This is a genomic window from Caproiciproducens sp. LBM24188, assembly GCF_054130445.1.
This window is the reverse complement of the sequence record NZ_CP196862.1, coordinates 2,247,923-2,271,046: the sequence shown is the minus strand read 5'-3', so window position 1 is coordinate 2,271,046 and position 23,124 is coordinate 2,247,923. Positions and strand designations below refer to the sequence as shown.

Below are 23,124 nucleotides of genomic sequence, written 5' to 3'. Positions count from 1 at the left end.
TAGAACACACGTTCTATAATAACTTTTGTACGATAGAACAATTGTTTGGAAGTGGTTATCATAGAGCGTGTAATCCTGCACAGTGACTGCAACAGCTTTTATGCATCGGTCGAATGCCTGCATCACCCGGAGATACGCAATAAGCCGGTAGCCGTGGGTGGAGACGTTGAGCAGCGGCATGGTATTATTTTGGCTAAAAATCAGCTGGCCAAAAAATACAATATCAAAACCGGCGAAGCACTCTGGCAGGCAAAAAGAAAGTGCCCTGAATTGGTCATTCTGCCGCCAAACTATCACCTTTATATGCGATTTTCCAAACTTGCCCGGCAAATCTATTTGGATTATACCGATCAAGTCGAGCCGTTCGGCCTGGATGAATGTTGGCTCGATGTGACCGGAAGTGCGGTCAGAGGGGATGGTTTAACCATTGCAAAGGAGATTAGTGCACGCATTAAGTATGAGCTTGGTATCACGGTTTCAATTGGTGTATCCTGGAACAAGATTTTTGCGAAACTTGGCAGCGACTATAAGAAGCCCGACGCAATTACGGAGATAACCCGGCAAAACTTCAAAGAGATTGTCTGGCCGCTGCCCGCGGGAGATTTGCTCTACGTAGGCTACTCTACCCAACGTCGTCTAAATTCTATGGGAATTCACACCGTCGGGCAGCTAGCCAATATGCCGCAGAACATTCTCCATTCTAACTTCGGAAAATGGGGCGACATTTTATTCTGCTTCGCAAATGGCATGGATACGACACCAGTGGCAAAGTTTGATAATAGCCCCACGGTAAAATCTATTGGGAATAGTACCACCGCCCCTCGTGATTTGTTAAATGATGAAGACGTGAAAATAGTGTTGCTGGTGTTGGCCGACAGTGTAGCACGCCGCTTGCGGGAACAAGGTTTTAAAGGTCGAACGGTATGTATTAGTGTCCGGGATAATGATTTATTTTGCTTTACCCGACAGCATACCATGAAGCAGTACACAAACATTACATCGGAAATTGCTAAGAGTGGGTTACAGCTTTTTTACAAACATTATCGGTGGAATAAGCCAATCCGGAGTATTGGAATCAGCGTTACCGACCTTGTATCGGACTGCGTCCCCGCGCAGACTGATTTGTATTGTGACGAACGAAGCCGAGAGCGAAAAGAGCGCTTAGATGCCGCAACGGATTGGCTTAAGAGTCGATTTGGAACCTATGCGGTACAACCGGCGGTGTTGCTGGCCGACCGTCGGCTCTCGGGATTTGATCCAAAGAAAGACCACACAATCCATCCAGTTGGATATTTTTAGGGGGTATAACTCGTCATGCCAGTTTATAAAAAATATGTGGATATGATTGTACAGTACACGGAAGACGGTAAAATAATTCCATTGGCCGTGCGATGGGCGCCTGGAGAGATTTTTGAAATAGATCGGGTGACCGATATCCGGCCCTGCGCATCCTTAAAGGCCGGCGGCGCTGGGATACGCTATACCTGCGAAATCAAAGGGAGAGAAAAATATATTTGGCTTGAAGAATCGCGATGGTTCGTTGAAGCAAAAGACCATACAATAAATGCGGGGTGAGAACATGTGTGGACGATATGTACTTTTCAGTGACACTGAAATGCAGGATATCCGTGATATTATTGATGAGGTTCAGCGAAAAGTGGATGGAGTTAAAACCGGTGAAATATTCCCGACAGACAAGGCTCCGGTTCTGATTCAGGAGCACGGAATCATTACGCCTGATGCCATAAAGTGGGGATTTCCGAGTTTTCGTAATAAAGGAGTAATTATAAATGCGCGTGCGGAAACTGCCCCGGAAAAGCCAATGTTCCGTAAAAGTTTAGAGGCTAAGCGCTGTGTTATTCCGTCAACAGGATTTTATGAATGGTCGCATGATGGGAAAAAGAAAAAATATCAGTTTAATCTTCCAAGTTCAGGTGCGCTTTATATGGCTGGATTATGGAACAATTTTGACGGTGAACGTCGGTTTGTAATCCTGACGGTCGAAGCAAATATGTCAATGTCAGAGATTCATAACCGTATGCCTGTAGTGCTGAGCAACACAGAAATTACTCAGTGGATGGATAGTTATCAGGGAGCGCTGGATGTACTTGCGACTCAACGCCCAGAATTTGTAAAAAAGCTAGCATAAAAAAATAAGCATGACTCTAATACTAATGCTTTAATTGAATTCAAGCATCTCAAAAACAAATCTCCGCTGGCCGATTGGTTGACGGAGATTTTCTTTTTTGGTAATTTGTTAGCTTATAGGGTTTTAGCTAAAAAGGGCGAAAACTGCAAGACGACTGACAAATTAGATTTATAGAAAACACGTTTTATAGGTGTAAAATGGGTGTGAAAAAATAAAAAGAGCACTTGTAAATTGCAGCCATATAACTTATGCTTTATGTGGGAATAAGCTAGCTGCAACTATGTACGATCTACGTGAATTCATTTATTTAGAAATTAAAAGCTTATATAACTAATAACTAAAGAGAAGGTGAAAGATTTGAAATTTGCAATGTCTTATAGCTTTGGCAAAGATTCTGCTTTTGCTATGTATAAAATGATTGAAGCAGGACACGAGCCTATCTGTCTTATCACTGCGATAAATGAAAGGGATGGTAGATCGTGGTTCCACGGCATATCACAAAACATAGCGGAGAAGATTGCCGACTCAATCGGTTTACCGATTATAACAGCCAGTTCTACTGGAACACAAAAATATGTTGAGGCTTTTACAAATGCGTTGCTACAAGCTAAAACCCTGGGTGCTGAGGCATGCGTCTTTGGTGATATAGATATAGAGGAGCATTTGGAATGGGATAAGAACATTTGTAATGCTGCAGAGCTTGAATGCATTGCTCCACTTTGGGGAACTTCCAGAGAAACATCAGTTAAAGAAGAAATTGAATCTGGTATTACTGCTGTTATTAAAGTTGTTGACCATAAGTGTCTTGATGATGAATTCTTAGGCAGAGAACTCACGATTGAACTTGTGGATAAAATAAGACAAACCGGAGCTGATGTTTGTGGTGAAAACGGCGAATATCATACTCTTGTAACTTATGCACCGTTTTATAAAGCTCCTGTGCCTATACATCTTGGAGAAATCGTGCAAATTGACGGCTATGGAGCAATAGACATTCTTTGATTAACTAAATAGATCGCACCGTGAGTATTGAGTTGTCTTCCGAAAGAGTATTTAGGACGCTCTTGACCCAGATTGGAGCCGGGAGGGTACAACCGTAGCCGCTCTTCCCTGATATAATGGATTTCACTTTGTGTTGACCCTGCTCGTTCGTGGTAGAGCGTATTTTTTAGTCCACATAAAAGTGGCTTTTCGAGTCTTTTAAGGCAATAAGATATTAAATAGTAACGAGCCAATATTGCTACAATCACAAATAAAAAAATATCCGCACAAACTCTGGAACCCAGTGTTCATGCGGATTATTTGGTCCGAGTGGCGAGACTTGAACTCACGGCCTCTTGACCCCCAGTCAAGCGCGCTACCAACTGCGCCACACCCGGACAACAAAATTTATTTTATCACAATAGCGGCCAAAAAGCAAGATTTTTATTATAGTTAGGCGCAAAAATATTTTAGCGTGCGTTCCTAAAGCATTATTCACACTGCAGCTTCCACTTTTTGCTGCGAAAAGGCAGGCAATGGAACCCTTGGTTTGCTCAGCGGTTTGCTTTTTGAATTCCTTTTGTGAATAATAGTGAAAAATCGGGATATTTGTTAAAATGCTAAAATTTTTTCCAATATTTTTTACCGCATTTCCAGAAATTACATTTGAAATTTTTGAATGAATTAGGTAATATAAGACTGTGCTATGAGAAACAGCATGGATTGAGATAGTAGCAATCTTATCACTTGTTTCTCCAAGTAAGCCGTCCCGTAAAACGGGCGGCTTCCTATGACTGTGACAGCCGCGCCGGAAGGTGCGGCTTTTTTGTTGTTCAAAATGTTTTGGTTGGCAATGCGGCAATATAAACCGTAATCACGTGACAAAATTCGACTGACAGACGAGCGGCTTGCTTCAGCCGATTCCAGATGGTATCTCGCCTTTCTACATATTTGATATCCAAAATGTTGGATTTGAAAAGGAACAGCTTCGTTACCACGTATGACCTGCCATACGTCGAAGTGCAACGCCGCTTACGAAGTTGTTTGGATCGCGCTGAAGGTTACTCGTTCGACGGAATCAAAAGCCGTTATGGGACCCTGAAGCGGGATGAGCCTGCCAAACAATCTGGCACGAATCTTTGAACTGAATTCCATTGATCGGGAAGATAGGAAAACAATTTGAAAGAAATCCTGATTGCTGCTTGACAATTTTGGTTAGCCATGGTAAACTAACCGCAGATGGAGGTTAGCATAAGCTTACCTCTTTATAAAAGAGCAAGAAGTTAGCCGTGACTAACATTCAGAAGCAAAGATGATGGCAGCAGAGCAGGCGGCAATTCGTCCAATCCGCAGATAAAGCTCTGCGCCCATACTTCCGAAGCAGCGGCTTAAATCCGTCCATAATCGTTTGAATCAGAGAAAAGAGGTTTGACCGTATATGTTGCAGTGGTTAGCCGCTAACGCGGCCACGATGATTGTTTGTGCTGTTCTGGCGTTTTTGTTTGTCCTTGCAGTCCGCCGTATCTATCGTACCCGAAAAAGCGGCGGTTGTGCCGGCTGCAGTGGCTGCAGCGGCTGTTCATCCTGCTGCTGCAGTCAGATGGAGCCTGAGAAAGCCGAAGTAAAAAATAAGTTGTAAAGAAACTGCCGCCGCCCATTGAATTGGGCAGCGGCAGCTTCTGTATTATGGGAAAGAAAAATTCCAATGCTTTCATCCGCGAAAAAGAGAATACCTTTTTGCTATCTGCCAACTAGGCATAGAAGGAAATCAGGTTCCTTCGTCGATGCTTGCATCCTTTTTAAAGGTGAAGCGCCCCAGCATTTCCAAAATGCAGAATGCATTGACCGCGGACGGACAGATTCAAAAAGAATTCTACGGCGAAATTACGTTTACGCCGCAGGGGTTCAATTTGAGAACAAGCTTTATACCAACGAGGTTCGGGTCTTTGAGTTTTTTACCAAAGTTATGGGATTATCGAAAGAACACGCGGAGCACGACGCACTAATCGGTATCTTTGTGTTTCCAGAGAAAGGTGTGGAACAGATTATTGCAAAGTTATTGGAAAAGAATGGGGAACGTGCGGCGGTTATGTTGCGCTCCATAATTCGTGATACGAGCGGATAAACCGGTCAGCGTCCCGAATGATTTGATCCTGCTCGTATTCCGAATAAGGGTCATAAACGCCGCAGGTCGAAAATCCGCCCGCCTTGGCGCCCTGTATGCCCGCATGGATATCTTCAAACACGGTGCATTCCGCCGGCGAAAGGTTCAGCCGCTTTGCGGCCAGCAAATAAATATCCGGGTGGCCTTTTCCGCGGCTTACTTCACTTAAGTCGGCAAAGGCGTCAAACAGTTCCAATACTCCGTTGCGCTTTAACGCCGGTTCATACAGCCTTGGCGTTTGCGCGGTGGCGACCGCCAGCTTGATTCCACTTTGTTTCAGATGCCGAAGATATTGTTCGGCGCCGGGCTTTAACGGAATTTCGTCGCGGTAAGCTTGTTCGGACATTTCCACCCAGTCGCGAATGACCTCTTCCGGTGTTTCATTCAGCGAAAAGCGCGATATGGTGTAGGCAGCGGCGTCCGCATAGTTCATTGGTGTGACTTTTTCTACATAATCGTCCGGAAGGGCGATACCTCTTTTTGCGAGAAACCGTTTATCGATTGCTGCCCAAATGCCCATGGAATCGAGCAGGGTTCCGTCTAAATCAAAAATTGCGCCTTTCAGCTGAGTCATATTTCGCAATCCTTTCTTTGATACATTGATACGTTATAATGCCGGGAAAGCTGCGGAAAATTGAATTTTACATTTCGGTATCCCGAAATTCAATGACCGTACCTTCCGGAGCTTTGATTTTAAAGAGATAGCCGTTTTCGACTTTATAAAGAATGGCTCCATTTTTTACGAAAAAATTTTTAACACCGATTTTCGAAAGTCGGTCCAGTTCCTGATGAATATCGTCTACTTTAAAACACATGTGCACAATTCCGGTGTCTTTTAAGCTGTTCGGATTTAATTTCTCACCGGGTTTGCCGGTTTGCAGTTCAATCGAAAAGGTTCCGCATTTCAGCCAAGTATTATAATCGCGCCCGTGAAAATTTGCGGTTTCAGATATAAGTTCGAAACCTAAAATCTCGGTGTAAAACTTCAGCGATTCTTGATAATTTTCCGTTTGAATACAAACGTGATGCAATGTTTTCATACTTTTATCAAACCTCCTTTCTTCGTTTTATTCCTTCGTACTGTTAACAATGGTGTTTTTTCTAATTTATAAGAAGAATTAAAAACATTCGGATTTCTGTGGTGTATAAACCGTTTGAAAAGTGAATATAATTCAATCAAAAGAAACGGTTATTTTGTTTAAGGAGTTGATCATTGTGCCGCGCGGAGTTCAGAAAACCGACGAACAAAAACTTCAGATTTTAGATGCTCAAATTGCGGAACTGGAGTCAAGAAAAACAAAAATTGAGGAAAAAATAAAAGCGCTGAACGATCAAAAACAGGTCATTTTTGATCAGCAGCAGCAAAAGAAGTTGGAAGAACTTCAAAAGTTTATTTCCCGTTTGGGCAAAACTCCCGAGGAAGTTCTCGAAATCCTGAAAAAGGCGGAATAAACCGAACCGGCCCAATATGCCAAACCTGAAACGGCGATGGAGTTGACACCATCGCCGCCTTTTCGGGCGTTTTTCAAAACCGGCTGAATCTTTTTGGGGAATAGGCTACAGTCGGATTTTCATACCCGGTTTTAGTACGATTTTTCCGTTTGCCTGAAAAGCGTCCGCAATTTTTTCATCAAATAAGTCCCCCACGACCATGTGAATGGGAATATTATGCTTCGCCCCGATGACTTTTGCGCATTCTGAAGCCTCGTGCACATTCATATTATATACCCCGTCGGTTGGCAGAAGCGCATAATCAATCGCAATGTTCGCTAATTTTTCAGACATATAACTTGTTTTAGAAGTATCCCCTGCTGCATAAATGGTTCGCTGGTCCGCTGTAATCAGGAATCCGACGCATTGTTCAATGGGATGATTTTTATTACAGGCCGGAGTCGCCTGAATCTGAACGCCGTTAAACTCAACAGAACGGTATTCACCGTTGACCAGCAGGTCGGAGCTTCTGTAAATCTTTCCGTTCTTTTTCAGTTTTACCAGTTTGATGTTGTTATGGTCAAAATGTTCATGTGAAACCAGTACCAAATCCGCCGGTTCGTCATAGCCTTTTCCGGCATACGGATCCACATAGATTACGCAGCCGCTGTCCGTGGTAATTCGGAAACTTGCGTGCCCCTGATAGAAAAGTTCTGCCATGTTACTTCCTCCCATCTGATGAAAATAGTCTTTTCTCCATTTTCAACCGGAATCATCCGCGTGGCCGATTCCTAATAATGAATGAAATTGACCAGCCACCGCAGATGAAAATGATATGTTTATTTTATCATTGAGAAAGAAAATCGGCAAGTGGCAGGAAGTGTTTTTGATTGCAAAGAAACGCGCCTTGAAACGGCGAATTAAGCCCCATCAAGGCGCGCTTTTTGCGCAGTATGGTGTTTTCTAACGTTTCCGTGGTGCATCGCGGAAGGTTCTGAAAAATCAGACGGATTCTTTCTTTTCAAGGGCAAACGGACCGCCGCAGATATAAAACCGCTTTTTCCCGTGCTGTTTTGCGTAGTACAGCGAAGTATCCGCTTTTACATAAAGCTCTGAATAGGTTTTTCCATCCTCTGGGTAAAGGGATACTCCGACACTGGCCGAAAGGGGGAAATCCTGTTCCGGCCCGAGCCGGATTTCATCTAAAGATTCCAACAGCCGGTTCAGCTTTAAAAGAAGTGCGTCCCTAGATGAATACTCTTTAAATAAAACAAAAAATTCGTCTCCGCCGATTCGCCCGATAATATCGGTGCCGTGAAATACGCATTGAAGGGTGTTCGAAACACGTTCCAGTGCATGGTCCCCCTCGATGTGGCCTAACGTGTCGTTGATGCTCTTGAAGTTGTCCACATCGATCATAATCGCAGCGCTTATGCTCTGGCTGCCTTCGCCTGCCAGGTAACTTTCGCATAATGACTGGGTAAATTTTTTATTGTAAAGCCCGGTCAGCCCGTCTTTTTGCGAAAGCTGAATCATTTCCAGTTCATTGCGTTTGCGGGAATCAATATCCTTCACATACCCAATGACCTTCATGCTGTCGCCCGTACTGTCCGAAAGATGAATCACCGTAGCCATTCGCCACTGTACCGTTCCGTCCGGTGTTTTTTCTCGGTATTCCAAATTTACTTCCCGAATCGGCCCTTCTTTGAAAATCTGCATCAAATTGGCACGCTGAAAGGTGTTCCGGTACTGCTCTACGTCTTCTTCAAAGACCGCACGTTCGGCAATAAAGCGGATGATATCATCATACAGTTCCGTCTGCAGGAAAGAAAAATGGCGGCTGTACTGCTCCTGCCCGTAAAGAAACCGGTTGTGAGCCAAATCGGCTTCAAAGACCCGCTCGCAGGTCAGCTCCAGCGCAGAACGGTAGATTTTCTCATTTTCATACATTTGGGTTTGCAAACGACGGGTTTTGGCGACTTCTTCGGTTTGCTGCTCCATAAAATCCATAAACTGATTGAATAACTGGGAAACCTGATAAAACAAGCCATTTCTGTTATCACAGGAAAAACGCGCCTGATAATCCCCTTGAATTGCCCGCCGAAGCGACCGAGTTAAGTCCCGGATCGGCCCTTCCACAAAGCGGTACCACACAAGGCAGAGCGACCCCACAAGGGCGCCGAGCACAATGATGTATTCCCGTAGGCCAAACGACCGAATCGGCGTGTTTTGTGTTTCAAATAATACCACAGCAAGAAACACGAAAGCAGGAGAAATTCCAATCAAGTAACTCTTGTACTTCACAAACACCAACCCCAAAATCTATTACGGATAAGCAGTCTGCATTTACTTAACCGTAATGAGTGCAGCCGGCTGGCATACTTTTAAAGCGCTTCTACCATACGGATTTCTTTTCCGACGGCAGAAACGCAATGAAAAGGTTAGCCCCATGGCTTTGCGTCCCGGACTTTTATCCGGTTTGCCTTTTTACTTACTTTGGTAGATCAGTTTGCATTTCTCCATTATTATACTATAATTGGCATTTTTTTACAACTGATTTTTAATACAGAATGTCATTCTTGTATGAATGAATAGAAAACAAAAGAAATTTAATCATTTTCGCCATGCACTAGGTTTTCCCTTGCAACGGCGAGCATCAGCTTGATTCGGTTTTCCTGGTTAACCCGTGTGGCGCTTGGGTCGTAGTCAATCGGCACAATGTTGGAGCGTGGGTTCACGGTTTTAATACGGTGCACCATGCCTTTTCCGACAATATGGTTCGGCAGGCAGCCAAACGGCTGGGCGCAGACGATATTTTCGTACCCCTGCTCAGCCAGCTCAATCATTTCCGCCGTTAAAAGCCATCCTTCTCCCATTTTGCTGCCGTAGCCGATTACGCCTTTTACCAGGCTCTTTGTGTGCGCGTAAGGGCAAGGGGGCAGGAATTTCGGCTCCGACTTCACGGCGTCGATGAGAATGTTCTGCAGCTTCAGCAGGTAATTCATCAACAGGTTGCAAACCGCGTATTTGGCCGGGTTTCCGCCGTAAAGCTTAATGTCCTCCAGACGGTTGTCAACTTTAAACAACGCAAAGTTCATCAGGCCGGGGACGTTCACTTCGCAGTCCTGTTCGCGCAGGAAATCTTCCAAGTGGTTGTTGCCGAGCGCCGAGTATTTTACATAAATTTCCCCGACAATGCCGACTTTTACTTTTGGAACCTTATGAATCGGGATTTTTGCGAAGTCCTTTACAATTTTACGCAGATTTACGTTGAATTCCCGCGCGGAAAGTCCTTTTCCATGGTTGAATTGTTCCGTCAGGTCTTCAATCCAGCGGTCAACCAGCTTCTGGCTATCGCCTTTGTTGACCTCGTACGCCTCCGTCTGGTTATACAGGAGCACCAGTTCATCGCCGTATACGAGCGCCGCAAGAAACTTGCGCAGCATGGGCAGTGTTACAGAAAAACCGGGATTCCGCTCCAGACCGGACAAATTCAGCGACACGACCGGAATCTGAGGAAGCCCGGCCTTTTTCAGCGCTTTGCGCAGCAGGTGAATATAGTTGGAAGCGCGGCAGCCGCCGCCCGTTTGGGTAATGACCAGCGCGGTACGGTCCAGGTCGTATTTCCCCGAATGCAGTGCGTCCATAAATTGCCCGATGACCAGCAGAGCCGGGTAGCAGGTGTCGTTATGAACATATTTCAGTCCTTCCTGCACCACATTTGGCCCGTCGTTGGTTAAAAGCTCAAAATGATAACCGCAGTTGTTAAATACGTTTACAATCAGCTGGAAATGAACCGGAGCCATGGAAGGGCATAAAATGGTGTATTCCTTTTTCATTTCCTTGGTAAAAAGCAGGCGTCCCTTGCTGTTGAATTTTAATTCCGCCATTGATTATTCCTCCAAAGCGGCAAACAGGCTGCGAAGCCGGATTTTTACCGCGCCGAGATTCGTGATTTCGTCGATCTTGATTTGGGTGTAAATTTTATTCTCATTTTCCAGAATGCGGCGAACCTCGTCAGTGGTAATTGCGTCCACGCCGCATCCGAACGAAACCAGCTGCACCAGATTCATGTCTTTCTGGTTGGCAATGTAGCGGGCCGCCGCGTACAACCTGGCGTGGTAGGTCCACTGGTTTAGAACTGCAGTGGGAAAGCGTTTTACCTTGCAGCTGACCACATCCTCCGAAATAACCGCGGCGCCCAGTTCCGTAATCAGCTTGTCGATTCCGTGGTTGATTTCGGGGTCCAAATGGTACGGCCGGCCGCATAAAACGATGATTTCACGCTTCTGTTCCCGTGCCTGAGCGATGATTTCGTCGCCTTTCGCGCGGATGTCGGCAAAGTAGCGGTCATATTCGTTGTAAGCGTCTTTGGCCGCCTTTTTCACTTCGGAAAAGCGAATGTCCGGGAAATACTTCTCCAGAATTCGGTGCATTTTCACCGGAAAATCATGCTTGCGGTGAATGCCCACATAGTCGTGAATAAAGTTGAAATCCTTCAGCGCACTGGTGTTTGCTGAAATAACCTCGGGGTAATATGCCACAACCGGGCAGTTGTAGTGGTTGTCGCCCAGTCCCTCATCAATGTTGTAGGACATGCAGGGATAAAATATATTGTGAATGCCCTGTTCTACCAGAGCAAGAATATGACCGTGCATCAGCTTTGCCGGGAAGCAGACGGTATCGGAAGGAATGGTGCTCTGCCCATTCAGGTACAGCTCGCGGGTGGAAAGGGGAGAAGTGACGACCTCAAACCCAAGGTCAGTAAAGAACGTGTGCCAGAACGGCAACAGTTCGTAAAAGTTCAGCCCCATGGGCATTCCGATTTTGCCACGTTTTCCGGCAACCGGCTGGTAGGAACGCAGCTTGTTCAGCTTGTACTGATACAGGTTTAGGCTGCTGCCGGAGGAACGCTTTGTCACCGGCTTTTCGCAGCGGTTGCCGCCGATGTAGCGGCGGTCTTTTCCAAAGATGTTGATGGTCAGGCGGCAGTGGTTGCTGCACAGGCCGCAGGAGGTCACTTTTACTTCATGCTGAAAAGATTCCAGTTCCTCTTTGCTGACCAGCGTGCTGGTTCCGGTGGATTTTCCCATCGCGTAAATCGCCGCGCCGTACGCGCCCATCAGGCCGGAAATGTCTGGGCGGACGACCGGCACGCCCAGTTCCTTTTCAAACACACGCAGAACCGCGTCGTTCAGGAAGGTGCCGCCCTGCACCACAATGTGGCGGCCCAGTTCTTCGGCAGAAGCCGCGCGGATAACCTTGTAAATGGCGTTCTTGACCACGCTGACAGAAAGCCCAGCGGAAATATCCTCTGTGGTGGCACCGTCTTTCTGTGCCTGCTTCACCTGGGAATTCATAAAGACCGTGCAGCGGGAGCCTAGGTCCACGGGGTGCTTTGCAAACAGACCGAGCCGTGCGAATTCGGGAATCTCGTAGCCGAGCGTGTTGGCAAAGGTCTGCAGGAAAGAGCCGCAGCCGGAGGAACACGCCTCGTTCAAAAAGATATTGTCGATGGCGCCATTGTGAATTTTGAAGCACTTCATGTCCTGACCGCCAATGTCGATGACGAAATCCACGTCGGGCAAAAAGCGCTTCGCCGCCGTAAAGTGCGCGACCGTTTCCACAATGCCGGTGTCAATGCGGAACGCGTTTTTCAGCAGTTCCTCGCCGTAACCGGTTACCGCGCTGGAGGCGATGTGAATCTGTGGATATTTATTATAAATGTTTAGTATGTAGTTCTTTACAATTGGAATCGGGTTGCCGGAGTTGCTCTGGTAAATGGAATCCAGCACCTCTCCGTCCTTTCCGATGAGAACCGCCTTCACAGTGGTGGAACCGGCATCAATTCCCAAAAACGCGTCCCCGCGGTACTGGCTGGGGTCGCCTTTCGGCACTTTTGCAGATTCGTGCCGCTTCCGAAATTCCTCGTATTCCGCGTCGTTTGCAAACAGCGGCGGAATGGAAAGAAAATTCGCGGTGTTTCCATAGGCTTCCACATTTTGAATGGCCGCCTCCAGGTCGATTTCCGTATCGCTTGCAAACGCGGCGCCAAGCGCGACAAAGTAAAGCGAATTTTCCGGGCAGATGCCAGTGGTTTTCAGCGCCTGGTCAAAGCTGTAGCGCAGCTGGGACAAAAACGTAAGCGGCCCGCCTAAGTAAAGTACCTTTCCGGCAATTCTGCGTCCCTGGGCAAGCCCGGCGATGGTCTGGTTGGCCACCGCGGCAAAAATACTGGCGGAAATATCGCTTTTGCGCGCGCCCTGATTTAACAGCGGCTGAACGTCGGATTTGGCGAACACGCCGCAGCGCGAGGCGATGGTATAGATTTTTTCATAATCCTTCGCAATCTGATCCATTTCGTCCAGGGAAATGTTCAGCAGGGTTGCCATTTGGTCGATAAACGCGCCGGTTCCGCCCGCACAGCTGCCGTTCATGCGGACTTCCATGCCCCCGGTAAGGAACAGAATTTTCGCATCTTCGCCGCCCAGTTCAATAATCACATCGGTGTCGGGAATCAGCTTTCCCACCGCTACGCGGGTGGAATAAACCTCCTGAACAAACGGCAGCTTGCAGGTTTCTGCAATTCCCATACCAGCGGAGCCGGACACGGTCAGGCGAACCGGTTCCCCGTGCAGCACTTCCTGCTTCAGTTTCGTAAGAAGCTCTGTCATTTTCTGTGTAATCTGCGAAAAATGCCGTTCATAGGATTTGTATATGATTTGATCAGTGTCGTCTAAAACCACACATTTAATCGTGGTTGAGCCGACGTCTAAGCCTACTCTCATACCGTAACCGCCGTTTCTTTATTCTAATAGTAATTAAAATTCCATTAACCTAATAACACATTGTATCCCTTACTTGACAGGGTTGTCAAGTCTTGTCGGAGGAAAAGTACCGCTCTGCGCGGGGCCAATAAATGACATGGAATCCCCTGCCGTTTCAGGCAGAATCTGATTTCTATTGTTATTCTTAGAAATCAATGATAAAATAAAAAGAAATCGCATATGGGGTGACGTAATGCTGAATCATCTAATCGATTTGGACCAGCTTTCTCTAAGCGAAATTGATGAACTGATTAAGTTGGCAAACACCATCAAGAACAATCCGTGGGCCTACCAGGAATCCTGCCGGGGAAAGATTATGGCCACGCTTTTTTACGAGCCGTCGACCCGCACGAAAATGTCGTTCCAGACGGCTATGTATCGGCTTGGCGGGGAAGTCATCGGGTTTGACAACCCGGAAAACTCTTCCGTTTCCAAAGGGGAGAGCCTGAAGGACACGATTACCGTTGTGAGCGGCTACGCCGATGTGGTGGTAATGCGCAACCCGATGGAAGGCTCTGCCACGGCGGCAACCCTGTATTCCAAGTCGCCCATTATCAATGCGGGCGACGGCGGGCATCTTCACCCCACCCAGACCCTTACCGACCTGGTTACACTATATAATGAAAAGGGACGGCTGGACAACCTGTGTATCGGTTTGTGCGGCGACCTGAAATACGGGCGCACGGTTCATTCCCTGATTAAGACCATGACCCGCTACAAGGGGAATCGTTTTGTGCTGATTTCCACACCCGAACTTGCACTTCCGCAGTATGTGAAGGACGTGATGGACGCCGCGGGGTGCCAGTATGTGGAGGCGGGCAGCCTGAGCGAGGCGATTCCCATGTTGGACGTGCTGTATATGACCCGCATTCAGAGAGAGCGTTTTGCCAGTGCGCGCCAGTATGAGGAGCAGAAAGGCGTGTTTGTGTTGGATTCCGAAAAGCTGACTGCTGCAAAAAAGGATCTGCGCATTCTGCATCCCTTGCCGCGTGTGGATGAAATTACCGTCGATGTGGACGACGACGAACGTGCAAAGTATTTTGACCAGACGGTGTACGGTATGTACGCGCGCATGGCGCTTATTCTGACGATTTTGCAGAACGGCGAAACGTGCCGAAAGAGCAAAACGCTATCCTCTACCCATCCGCACAACTGCAGCAATCCCAAATGCATTACCCACACCGAGCGTTACCTTCCGCATTTGTTCCGGGAAGCGGGTGACATGCTTGAATGCCGATACTGTGACGGAAGAACGCTCATCTGACCGGAAACTCATTCTGGTTCTGTTCGGTTCGCCCCGGAAAAACGGCTATACGGCGAAACTGTTGAATGAATTTCTGAGCCCGTTCGGCGAGAATGTTCAGATTCGCGTCGTCCATGCATATGACAGCGGCATCCGCCCCTGCACCGCGTGCGACGTCTGCTGCCGGAGCGAGCGCTGCTCCCAAAGTGACTTTGATGAGTTGGATTCGCTGATCCGGTGCGCCGATGTACTGGTGGTGGCCACCCCGGTTTATGTGCTCAGTTTTCCGGCGCCGCTCAAGGCGGTTGTTGACCGAATGCAGCGCTACTTTTCCGCGCGTTTTTCCCTGGGAATCAATCCGCCGATTGCAAAGCACCGTACTGCCGCGCTGTTGGTCACGAACGGCTCTGCCAGCCGGGAAGGCGCTCAAGTGATGGCGCGCCAGTTAAAGATGGTGTTTTCCGTGATGAATACAACCCTGTGCGGGGAAGCCGTGTGGACGGGAACTGATTTCGACAGCGGCCGCTCCACGTTCGACCGTGCACGACGGGAAGCGCGCGACCTTGCGCTTGCCATCAAATCTGAATTGTGATATGATAAAGTGTGCCAATACTATTTGAGAGGACGAAATTTATGTCAGGCCATTCAAAATGGAATAATATTAAACGCAAGAAGGAAAAAACAGACGGCGCAAAGGCGAAGATTTTTACCAAAATCGGCCGTGAACTTGCCGTCGCCGTAAAAGAGGGCGGCAGCGGCGACCCGAACGTGAACTCCAAGTTAAAGGATTGCATTGCGAAGGCAAAAGCGGCAAATGTGCCAAATGAAAATATTGAGCGTATTATTAAAAGAGCTGCCGGCGACGGGGACGACACCAAGTATGAGAACATTACATACGAAGGATACGGTCCCAACGGCGTAGCGGTCATTGTAGAAACCCTGACAGACAACCGTAACCGTACCGCGGGCGATGTTCGCCACTATTTCGACAAATTCGGCGGAAACCTCGGCACCAACGGCTGCGTGTCTTTCTTGTTCCAGCAGAAGGGCGTTATTGTCATTGAGAAGGAAGGCTATGAGGAAGACAAAGTAATGGAGGACTGCCTGGAAGCAGGTGCATCCGATTTTCAAGCCGATGAGGACGTGTTTGAAATCTACACTGAGCCAGATGATTTCAGCGGCGTTCTGTCCGATTTGGAAGCGAAGAATTATGAATTCGTTTCCGCTCAGGTGGAAATGGTTCCTACCACCTACACGACCCTGACCGACCCGGATTCCGCGCTGAAAATGCAGAAGCTGCTGGATGCGCTGGAAGATAACGACGACGTGCAGAACGTGTGGCATAACTGGGATAACCCGAATGCCGACGAGGACTAATCAATTTATGTTGTTTCAACCGCTCCGTTTTCGGGGCGGTTTTTTGTTTTTCGGCGGTACGGCCCACCGAAAATCAAAATACTACTTTTCTTTTCCCAACTGATTCGGTACAATAAAACAGATAGAAGAAATTTATGTTTGTAATTTACAACAGGAGGCTGCTATGAAATTACTGCACCTGGCGGACCTGCATATCGGCAGGCGCATCGGAGAATTCAGCATGTTGGAAGACCAGCGTTATATTCTGCAGCAGATTCTGCAAATCGCGGAGGCGGAGCGGCCGCAGGCTGTGCTGATGGCGGGCGATATTTACGACAAAAGTCTGCCCTCCGGAGAAGCAGTGGAACTGCTGGATGATTTTCTGACGGGGCTAACGTCGCTTTCCCTTCCGGTCTTTCTCATCAGCGGGAATCACGATTCTCCGGAACGGCTGAATTTCGGCAGCCGCATTATGGGGAAAAACGGTGTTTTCATTGCCGGCACCTACCGTGGGGAGGTTCGTCGGGAGACGCTTGTGGATGAGTTCGGCAGCGTTCATATTTATTTACTGCCTTACCTCAAACCTGCTGTGGTCCGCCCATACTGTGAGGGCCCGGTCGATTCGTGTGACGGTGCGGTGCGCGCGGCACTTGCCGGTGCACAGGTGGACGGGAAGGAGCGGAATATTCTGGTAGCACATCAGTTTGTTACCAGCGGCATGCAGCAGCCCGAGCAAAGCGATTCCGAAACCCTGAGCCTTGGCGGGCTGGACAATGTGGACGTTTCTGTGTTTGAACCATTCGATTATGTGGCGCTTGGCCATCTGCACGGGCCGCAGCGCATTGGGCGCGACACCGTGCGGTATTCCGGCTCTCCGCTGAAATACTCGTTTTCCGAGTCGCACCAGCACAAATCGGTTACGGTGGTGGAACTGGGACCAAAGGGTGAGGTGCAATACCGTTTGATTCCGTTGGTTCCCATGCGGGACATGCGTGAAATCCGCGGTCCGATTGAAGCACTGTTGAAAGCGGGCAGCGCGGAACCCACACAGGATTACATTCACGCCACGCTTACCGATGAAGAGGAAATTTACGATGCTGTCGGCAAGCTGCGCCAGGTTTATCCAAACCTGATGCGGCTGGATTTTGACAACAGCCGGACGCGTGGGCAGGGGGAATCCGTTACCGTCGCCTCCGGGGATGTTGCGCGGAAAAGTCCCTTGGAACTGTTTTCGGAGTTTTACCAGGTGCAGAACCATACGGAACTGAATCTGGAACAACGGAATTATATGCAAATGCTGCTGGAACAGGCAGGGGGTGACGTGCAGTGAAACCGGTATGCCTAACCATGAGTGCGTTCGGGCCGTATTCCGGGCGTGTTCAGCTGAATTTGGAGCCTTTTGGTGGGAGCGGCCTGTTTTTGATAACCGGGGATACGGGTGCGGGCAAAACCACAATTTTCGACGCGGTTGCATTTGCACTTTACGGGGAGGCCAGCGGGCTGACCCGCACAGCGGACATGTTCCGCAGTGATTTTGCAGCCCCGGAAAGCAAAACCTATGTGGAGCTTACGTTTCTTCACAAGGGAAAAACCTATACGGTGCACCGGAATCCGAAATACGAGCGTCCCAAAAAATCCGGAACCGGAACCACCACGGAAACGGCGGACGCTTCGCTGACCCTGCCGGACGGCACGGTGGTCGCCGGGTACCGGGATGTAACCGCGTACCTGACCGACCTGCTCGGTATTACCTATAAGCAGTTCAAGCAGATTGCCATGATTGCACAGGGAGAATTCCAAAAGCTGCTTCTTGCAGAAAGCAAGGACCGCGCGGAAATTTTTCGCCGCGTGTTCAACACGGAGTTGTTCCGCTCGTGTCAGGAGATGCTGAAAAAGAAGGAAAAGGAAGCAAAGCTCCGCTGTGAGGAAAATGAGCGGAGCATTCTGCAGTATTGCTCCGGCATTGTACTGGCGGACGGGGAACGTTACCATACTCTTTCCGGGCTTATCGAAGAACAGAGCATTCATAATACGGAGAAAATTATGAATGTTCTGCAGGAAGTGCTGAAAGAGGACGAACAGGACTGGAAGCAGGCGAAACAGCGCTCTGCGGAACTGGAACAGGCGGTGGCGAACCAGATTGCCGCCCTGACGGACGCGCAGCACTGGAACAATGCCTTTGCGCAGCTGGAGACGGTAAAAAAGAAACGGCAGGAGCTTTCGGAACAGCAGGCGGAGATGAACGCCCGGGAAAAGGAACTTGCTGCCGCAGAGAAAGCGCTGCATACCGTTGCCCCGGCGGAAGCGGCTTACCGCCGCGAGGCGACACTTTACGAAGAACTTGTGCAGAGCATCCATTTCCTGCAAAAACGGCTGGAAACACAGAACGCCGAAACGCTCTGCCTGCGGGAAGAATTCCGCGCCGAACAGGAAAAAGAACCGGAGCGTGAACGCCTGGCCGCCGAAGCGGACCGCCTTGCCAAAATGCTGCCGCAGTATGAAGATGCCGAAGCGCTTGTGCGCGAACTGGGGCAATTGGAAAAGCAGTTGGCCCTTTTGACGGAACAGCAGGAAAAAAACCAGAGGGAAAAAGAAGCGCTGGAAACGGAGAAAGACGCGTTAAACGCGGAGCTGGAGCGCACCGCGGACACGGAGGTCCGCCTTGCGGATTGCCGCCACGCGTTGGAGCAGCTGCATAAGAAGGAAGTCGAATGGCAGGGCATCTTCAATTCCGCTGCTTCGCTGAAAGTGCTGTACCGCTCCTGGCAGGCGCAGAAGCAGAAATTCTTGGATGCCCAGCGGGAATATCAGGAATTTCATACTCAGTATCTGCAAAAGGAAACCGCGTTTTTCCAGGAGCAGGCGGGAATTTTGGCGGAGGACCTGAAAGACGGCGAACCCTGCCCGGTGTGTGGTTCCACGGAACATCCCCACAAAGCGGCGCGCACTGCCGGTGCGCCCAGCGAAGCGGACTGGAAACAGGCCAAAGAGAAAAACGAACGGCTGCAGAACGCCGCGCAAAAGGAGAGCGAGCAGTCCGGCAAACTGGAAGCGGAGTACAAAACCAGCGCGGAGCATCTGCACCGGAGTGCGCAAGAATGCCTTGCGGGGACCGCGATGCCTGAAACGGTGGGAAAGCTGCAGGCGCTTGCGCAGGAGCAGCTTGCACTTTGCCGGGAGGAGCAGAAGCAAAAGTCGGAGGAATGCGACCGACTGGATGCCCAGTGGAAAGAACGCAAACAATGCGAGCAACGGCTTGCGGCGGCGGAAACCCGGGTGAAGCAGACCGATGAGGCGATTCGTGCAAACGGGGAACAGCTTACCGCGCTTACGGCGGAGCAGTCTGGCAAACAGGCCAGGCTGGCGATGCTGCGCGGCGCGCTGGAATATCCTTCGAAGGAGGAAGCGCAGAAGCAGCTGAACCGCACGCAGGAAAGCCTTTCTAAACTGAAACAGGCATTGCAGCGGGCGGACGAGCAGTATCGCCGGGCGGAAACCGAGCAAAACCGGAACCAGGCGGTGCTGGCTGACCAGACCGGGCGGCTGGCCGCTACACAGGAACAGTTAGAACAGGCAAAGGAAGCTTATCGACAGGCGCTGGCAGCTGGGGGATTTGAAAAGGAAGAGGACTACCATGCGGCTCTCCAAACCGAGGATGAGCTGGAAAAAACGCGCCGTATTCTGGAAGAATACCGGGATGCGTGCAAACGCGCACAGGAGGAGCAGAGCCGCCTGGAACAGGAACTGAACGGGAAAACACCGCAGAATCTGGACTCGCTTTTGCAGCAAAAGCAGGAACTGGAATCCCAAAAAGCTGCGGAGGACGAACGGATGCAGACCATTTGGAGCAGAATGAATGCCAATGGGAAGATTCTGAAAGCTCTGCAAAAATCCGAGCGGGATGGAAAGCGCTGCGAAGAAGATTACCTGCTGGTCAGCGGGCTTTCCAAAACAGCGAACGGCGAACTGCCCGGGAAGCAGAAGCTGGCGTTTGAACAGTACGTGCAGGCTTCGTATTTCAATCAGATTATCGCAGAAGCGAACAAGCGTCTGCTGCAGATGTCCGAAGGGCGCTTCCAACTGCTGCGGCGGGAGGAAGCGACGGATTTTCGCAGCCAGACCGGGTTGGAACTGGACGTGCTGGACCATTACACCGGAAAAATCCGCACGGTCAAGTCGCTTTCGGGGGGCGAATCCTTTAAAGCTTCGCTTGCGCTCGCACTGGGGCTTTCGGATGTGATTCAAAGCTACGCCGGCGGGGTGGAAGTGGACACCATGTTTATTGATGAGGGCTTCGGCGCGCTGGACGCAGAATCGCTGGAGCAGGCCATTCGTACGCTAAACGGCCTGACCGCCGGAAACCGGCTGGTGGGCATCATTTCCCATGTTGCGGAGCTCAAAGAGCGTATTGACCGCCAGATTATTGTTAAAAAAGGCGTTTTCGGAAGTACGGTTCAAATGACGGTGTAATTTCTCTGTTTATCAAACGGGCCTGTGGGGCAGCTTTTCGCCCCCACAGGCCCATTTTGTTGTTATCTAACTTTGTAAGCACGACTTAATGAACCCAAGTTACGGTTCCTTTGGAAAAGGTGAAGCCCAGTTTTTCATGCAGCCGTATGGACGCTTCGTTCCCCACGATGATCTGTCCGTAGGGAATGCGCCCCTGTCTCAGAAGTGTGTTTAGGTAGTGGATTTCCAGTGCTTGGGCGATGCCGCGCCGCCGGAATTGCGGCAGCACCTCCAGCAGCCCCATGGAGCCCTCCGCGTGCATTCCCATAAACGCGGTGATTTCGGTCCCCGCAAAAGCGCCCGTCATTACCCCAGCCTGCAGCCGTTCGCTCAGGTAGTCGCGGCTGCCGCGGGTGTAGTTTTCACATAAAAAGGAAAGGTAGGTTTCGTCCAGCGTGCGGAACGTCAGGCTGCTTTCAGGCTCTGGCAGAAGGGTGGAGCCGGTGTAGACCGCCTGATGGCAAACCGTGGCTTCAGTCAGCCCGAAGGCTTCCTGCACAAGGGGAAGAAACTGTTCCTGATGAATCACGACTTCCTGCGCATGATCGATTTGGCTCATCAGTCTGCGCATGGTTTCTTCGCTGTCTGCGCTTATCATGTAAACCTGAGCGGCGGGATGGGAAAGAAGCACCCCGTCGGCGCAGACCTGCACGATTTTAGCTTCCTGATGTACGATGCATTCCATCATGTCCATATTTAAAATCCGGTCTTTTTGTAAATATTCCAGTGCGGTTTGCTGTGTCATTGCTTTGTCTTCTTTCTTTTTATTCGTGTAATTCGCCGGAAAGGTCAATCTGCTTCGTGGCGACGGCGCTGGTAAACGCGGCATCGTGTTCCACAAACAGCATGGTGGGGCGGTATTCGGTCAGCAGCGCTTCCAACTGCATGCGGGACAGCACGTCAATAAAATTCAGCGGTTCGTCCCACAGGTACAGGTGCGCCGGCTCACACAGACTTTTTGCAATCAACACTTTCTTTTTCTGCCCCTCGCTGAAGCTTTCCAAATTCTTTTCAAACTGCTCGCGGGAAAAATCCAGTTTGCGCAGAATCGTCTTGAACAGGCTCTCATCTATTCCGTTTTCCCGCGCGAAATTCGTTAGGTTCCCCGTTAGAAACGAGGTGTCCTGCGACACATAAGAGAAGACCAGCCCGCTGCCAGGGCGCAGCTCGCCCGTATGCACAAGCGATTCACCTAGAATCAGCTTTAAAATGCTGGATTTTCCGGAACCGTTCCGTCCGCAGAGCGCAACGCGGTCGCCCCTGCACACTTGAAAGTTAAGGGGTCCGCACACCTGCCGTTCGCCGTAAAAAAGGCACAGGTCTTTTGCTTCCAACAGCACGTCTGTGCGGTACTGCAGCGGATGAATGGCCAACGGTTCGGCTTCCTCCAGATTGCGGAGCAGTTTTGACTTTTCTTCAATGGCGGCGGTCTGTCTGCTTTCCATTATTTTGGCGCGTTTCATCATTTTCGCCGCTTTGTGGCCGATATATCCTTTATCCGGTTTAAGTCCGGAATTCAGGGAACCGATTTTCGTCTTCTCCACCTGGTTGGACCAGCCGGAGGTTCGCTTGGCCGCCGCCGACAGTCTGGAAATCTCTTTTTTCAGCTTATTGTTTGCCGCAAGCTCAAACTGGTCTTGCATCTCCTTATTGCGCAGCCAAGAGGAAAAGTTTCCGCTCTGAACCTCGATGTTGGTTTTATTAATGGAAAGAATATGATCTACGCATCCGTCTAGAAATGCCCGGTCATGGGAAACCAGAATAAAGCCGCGCTTGCTGTTCAGGTAGCGGCTGACCACTTCGCGGGCGTGCCGGTCCAGATGGTTGGTGGGTTCGTCGATCAGCAGAAAATTGTTTTCCTTGAGAAACAGCGCGGCAAGCAGAACTTTGGTCTGCTCTCCCTTGCTGAGTGTTTCAAACGGGCGGTACCGCACATTGTCCGGAACCTCCAGTAAATTTAGTTCCCGGTTCAATTTCCATAGCTCGGCGCCGCAGCAGATTTCCTCCAATACATCGGCCGTGTACCAGTCCGGGTGCAGAACCGGAAAGGGAAAATAATCAAAGGAAACGGAAGTGCGGATGGTGCCCCGGTATTCGTATTTGCCGAGCAACAGGTTGAGAAACGTGGTTTTGCCACGCCCGTTCCGCCCGGTAAAACCCAGCTTCCAGTCCGTGTCCAAACGAAAGGAAACGTTGTCGAAAATAATATCATAACTGCCGTCGTAGCCGAATGTCAGCCCGGCGACTTCAATCATAGACATCGCGAGAGTCACCTCCGGAAGATATAAAAAACGGCCGCGGGAATTGCTCCCCACAGCCAGTAACCGCATGAGTCTGCGCAAGGGCGCAGAACCCTTTCGGTTCCATCCGGAAGAAAGGCGCAACTATCCCGCTGTAAGCCAAATTTAGGCTTATACAAAAGCAGGATTATTTGCGCATCTTTCCATCTCCATCCGTCTAGATT

General features: G+C 49.5%; 20 protein-coding genes, 1 tRNA gene and 1 riboswitch. Of the genes, 12 read left to right on the top strand and 9 right to left on the bottom strand.

The window, feature by feature from the left end; translation table 11 throughout:
* Positions 1 to 60 precede the first annotated feature (60 nt).
* From dinB to ACSVDI_RS10740, 4 genes are all read left to right on the top strand, one after another.
* Complete coding sequence (dinB, locus tag ACSVDI_RS10755) at positions 61 to 1,299, top strand: DNA polymerase IV (protein ID WP_457945639.1); 1,239 nt, start codon at positions 61 to 63, stop codon at positions 1,297 to 1,299.
* 15 nt (positions 1,300 to 1,314) lie between these two features.
* A complete protein-coding gene (locus tag ACSVDI_RS10750) occupies positions 1,315 to 1,575 on the top strand; it encodes a hypothetical protein (RefSeq protein ID WP_457942840.1) in 261 nt (86 codons plus the stop codon).
* 4 nt (positions 1,576 to 1,579) lie between these two features.
* On the top strand, positions 1,580 to 2,149 hold the full coding sequence (locus ACSVDI_RS10745; protein ID WP_457942838.1) for an SOS response-associated peptidase: 570 nt from the start codon (positions 1,580 to 1,582) through the stop codon (positions 2,147 to 2,149).
* A 357-nt stretch (positions 2,150 to 2,506) separates the two neighbouring features.
* Complete coding sequence (locus tag ACSVDI_RS10740) at positions 2,507 to 3,151, top strand: Dph6-related ATP pyrophosphatase (RefSeq protein ID WP_457942836.1); 645 nt, start codon at positions 2,507 to 2,509, stop codon at positions 3,149 to 3,151.
* A 301-nt stretch (positions 3,152 to 3,452) separates the two neighbouring features.
* On the opposite strand, the gene ACSVDI_RS10735 is transcribed toward ACSVDI_RS10740, so the two are convergent.
* Positions 3,453 to 3,528: transfer RNA gene (locus tag ACSVDI_RS10735), tRNA-Pro, on the bottom strand.
* A gap of 1,040 nt (positions 3,529 to 4,568) precedes the next feature.
* On the opposite strand from ACSVDI_RS10735, the gene ACSVDI_RS10730 reads away from it, so the two are divergent.
* Positions 4,569 to 4,769 carry a FeoB-associated Cys-rich membrane protein gene (locus tag ACSVDI_RS10730; protein ID WP_457942834.1) on the top strand — a complete coding sequence of 67 codons (201 nt, stop codon included), beginning with the start codon at positions 4,569 to 4,571 and terminating at the stop codon, positions 4,767 to 4,769.
* Positions 4,770 to 4,787: 18 nt separating this feature from the next.
* Positions 4,788 to 5,255 carry a hypothetical protein gene (locus tag ACSVDI_RS10725; RefSeq protein WP_457942832.1) on the top strand — a complete coding sequence of 156 codons (468 nt, stop codon included), beginning with the start codon at positions 4,788 to 4,790 and terminating at the stop codon, positions 5,253 to 5,255.
* Here ACSVDI_RS10725 and ACSVDI_RS10720 read toward each other — a convergent pair.
* Entirely contained in the window at positions 5,218 to 5,868 is a 651-nt protein-coding gene (locus ACSVDI_RS10720) for an HAD family hydrolase (RefSeq protein WP_457942830.1), read from the bottom strand. The genes ACSVDI_RS10725 and ACSVDI_RS10720 overlap by 38 nt on opposite strands.
* Positions 5,869 to 5,935: 67 nt before the next feature.
* Positions 5,936 to 6,334, bottom strand: coding sequence for a VOC family protein (locus tag ACSVDI_RS10715; RefSeq protein WP_457942828.1), 399 nt, complete (start codon positions 6,332 to 6,334; stop codon positions 5,936 to 5,938).
* Between the two features lie 175 nt (positions 6,335 to 6,509).
* Here ACSVDI_RS10715 and ACSVDI_RS10710 point away from each other — a divergent pair, with 175 nt between their 5' ends.
* Positions 6,510 to 6,746, top strand: coding sequence for a hypothetical protein (locus ACSVDI_RS10710; protein ID WP_457942827.1), 237 nt, complete (start codon positions 6,510 to 6,512; stop codon positions 6,744 to 6,746).
* Positions 6,747 to 6,851: 105 nt separating this feature from the next.
* On the opposite strand, the gene ACSVDI_RS10705 is transcribed toward ACSVDI_RS10710, so the two are convergent.
* From ACSVDI_RS10705 to ACSVDI_RS10690, 4 genes are all read right to left on the bottom strand, one after another.
* Complete coding sequence (locus ACSVDI_RS10705; protein ID WP_457942825.1) at positions 6,852 to 7,445, bottom strand: MBL fold metallo-hydrolase; 594 nt, start codon at positions 7,443 to 7,445, stop codon at positions 6,852 to 6,854.
* A gap of 282 nt (positions 7,446 to 7,727) precedes the next feature.
* A complete protein-coding gene (locus ACSVDI_RS10700; protein ID WP_457942823.1) occupies positions 7,728 to 9,029 on the bottom strand; it encodes a diguanylate cyclase in 1,302 nt (433 codons plus the stop codon).
* Between the two features lie 57 nt (positions 9,030 to 9,086).
* A riboswitch (cyclic di-GMP riboswitch) is annotated at positions 9,087 to 9,219 on the bottom strand.
* 115 nt (positions 9,220 to 9,334) lie between these two features.
* A complete protein-coding gene (locus tag ACSVDI_RS10695) occupies positions 9,335 to 10,615 on the bottom strand; it encodes a 2-hydroxyglutaryl-CoA dehydratase (RefSeq protein ID WP_457942822.1) in 1,281 nt (426 codons plus the stop codon).
* Between the two features lie 3 nt (positions 10,616 to 10,618).
* On the bottom strand, positions 10,619 to 13,513 hold the full coding sequence (locus tag ACSVDI_RS10690) for an acyl-CoA dehydratase activase-related protein (RefSeq protein ID WP_457942820.1): 2,895 nt from the start codon (positions 13,511 to 13,513) through the stop codon (positions 10,619 to 10,621).
* Between the two features lie 232 nt (positions 13,514 to 13,745).
* On the opposite strand from ACSVDI_RS10690, the gene pyrB reads away from it, so the two are divergent.
* From pyrB to ACSVDI_RS10665, 5 genes are all read left to right on the top strand, one after another.
* Positions 13,746 to 14,816, top strand: a complete 1,071-nt coding sequence (pyrB, locus tag ACSVDI_RS10685) for an aspartate carbamoyltransferase (RefSeq protein ID WP_457942818.1) — start codon at positions 13,746 to 13,748, stop codon at positions 14,814 to 14,816.
* Positions 14,779 to 15,387, top strand: coding sequence for a flavodoxin family protein (locus ACSVDI_RS10680; RefSeq protein ID WP_457942816.1), 609 nt, complete (start codon positions 14,779 to 14,781; stop codon positions 15,385 to 15,387). Before pyrB ends, ACSVDI_RS10680 begins: the two co-directional genes overlap by 38 nt.
* Positions 15,388 to 15,428: 41 nt before the next feature.
* Positions 15,429 to 16,172 (top strand): YebC/PmpR family DNA-binding transcriptional regulator, encoded by a 744-nt coding sequence (locus ACSVDI_RS10675; protein ID WP_457942814.1) that lies wholly within the window; start codon positions 15,429 to 15,431, stop codon positions 16,170 to 16,172.
* A 163-nt stretch (positions 16,173 to 16,335) separates the two neighbouring features.
* A complete protein-coding gene (locus ACSVDI_RS10670; protein WP_457942812.1) occupies positions 16,336 to 17,481 on the top strand; it encodes an exonuclease SbcCD subunit D in 1,146 nt (381 codons plus the stop codon).
* Entirely contained in the window at positions 17,478 to 20,621 is a 3,144-nt protein-coding gene (locus ACSVDI_RS10665; protein ID WP_457942810.1) for an AAA family ATPase, read from the top strand. Before ACSVDI_RS10670 ends, ACSVDI_RS10665 begins: the two co-directional genes overlap by 4 nt.
* Positions 20,622 to 20,706: 85 nt before the next feature.
* Here the strand turns inward: ACSVDI_RS10665 and ACSVDI_RS10660 are convergent, their stop codons facing one another.
* Positions 20,707 to 21,405, bottom strand: a complete 699-nt coding sequence (locus ACSVDI_RS10660; protein ID WP_457942808.1) for a GNAT family N-acetyltransferase — start codon at positions 21,403 to 21,405, stop codon at positions 20,707 to 20,709.
* 19 nt (positions 21,406 to 21,424) lie between these two features.
* Positions 21,425 to 22,921, bottom strand: a complete 1,497-nt coding sequence (abc-f, locus tag ACSVDI_RS10655; RefSeq protein ID WP_457942806.1) for a ribosomal protection-like ABC-F family protein — start codon at positions 22,919 to 22,921, stop codon at positions 21,425 to 21,427.
* Between the last annotated feature and the right edge of the window lie 203 nt (positions 22,922 to 23,124).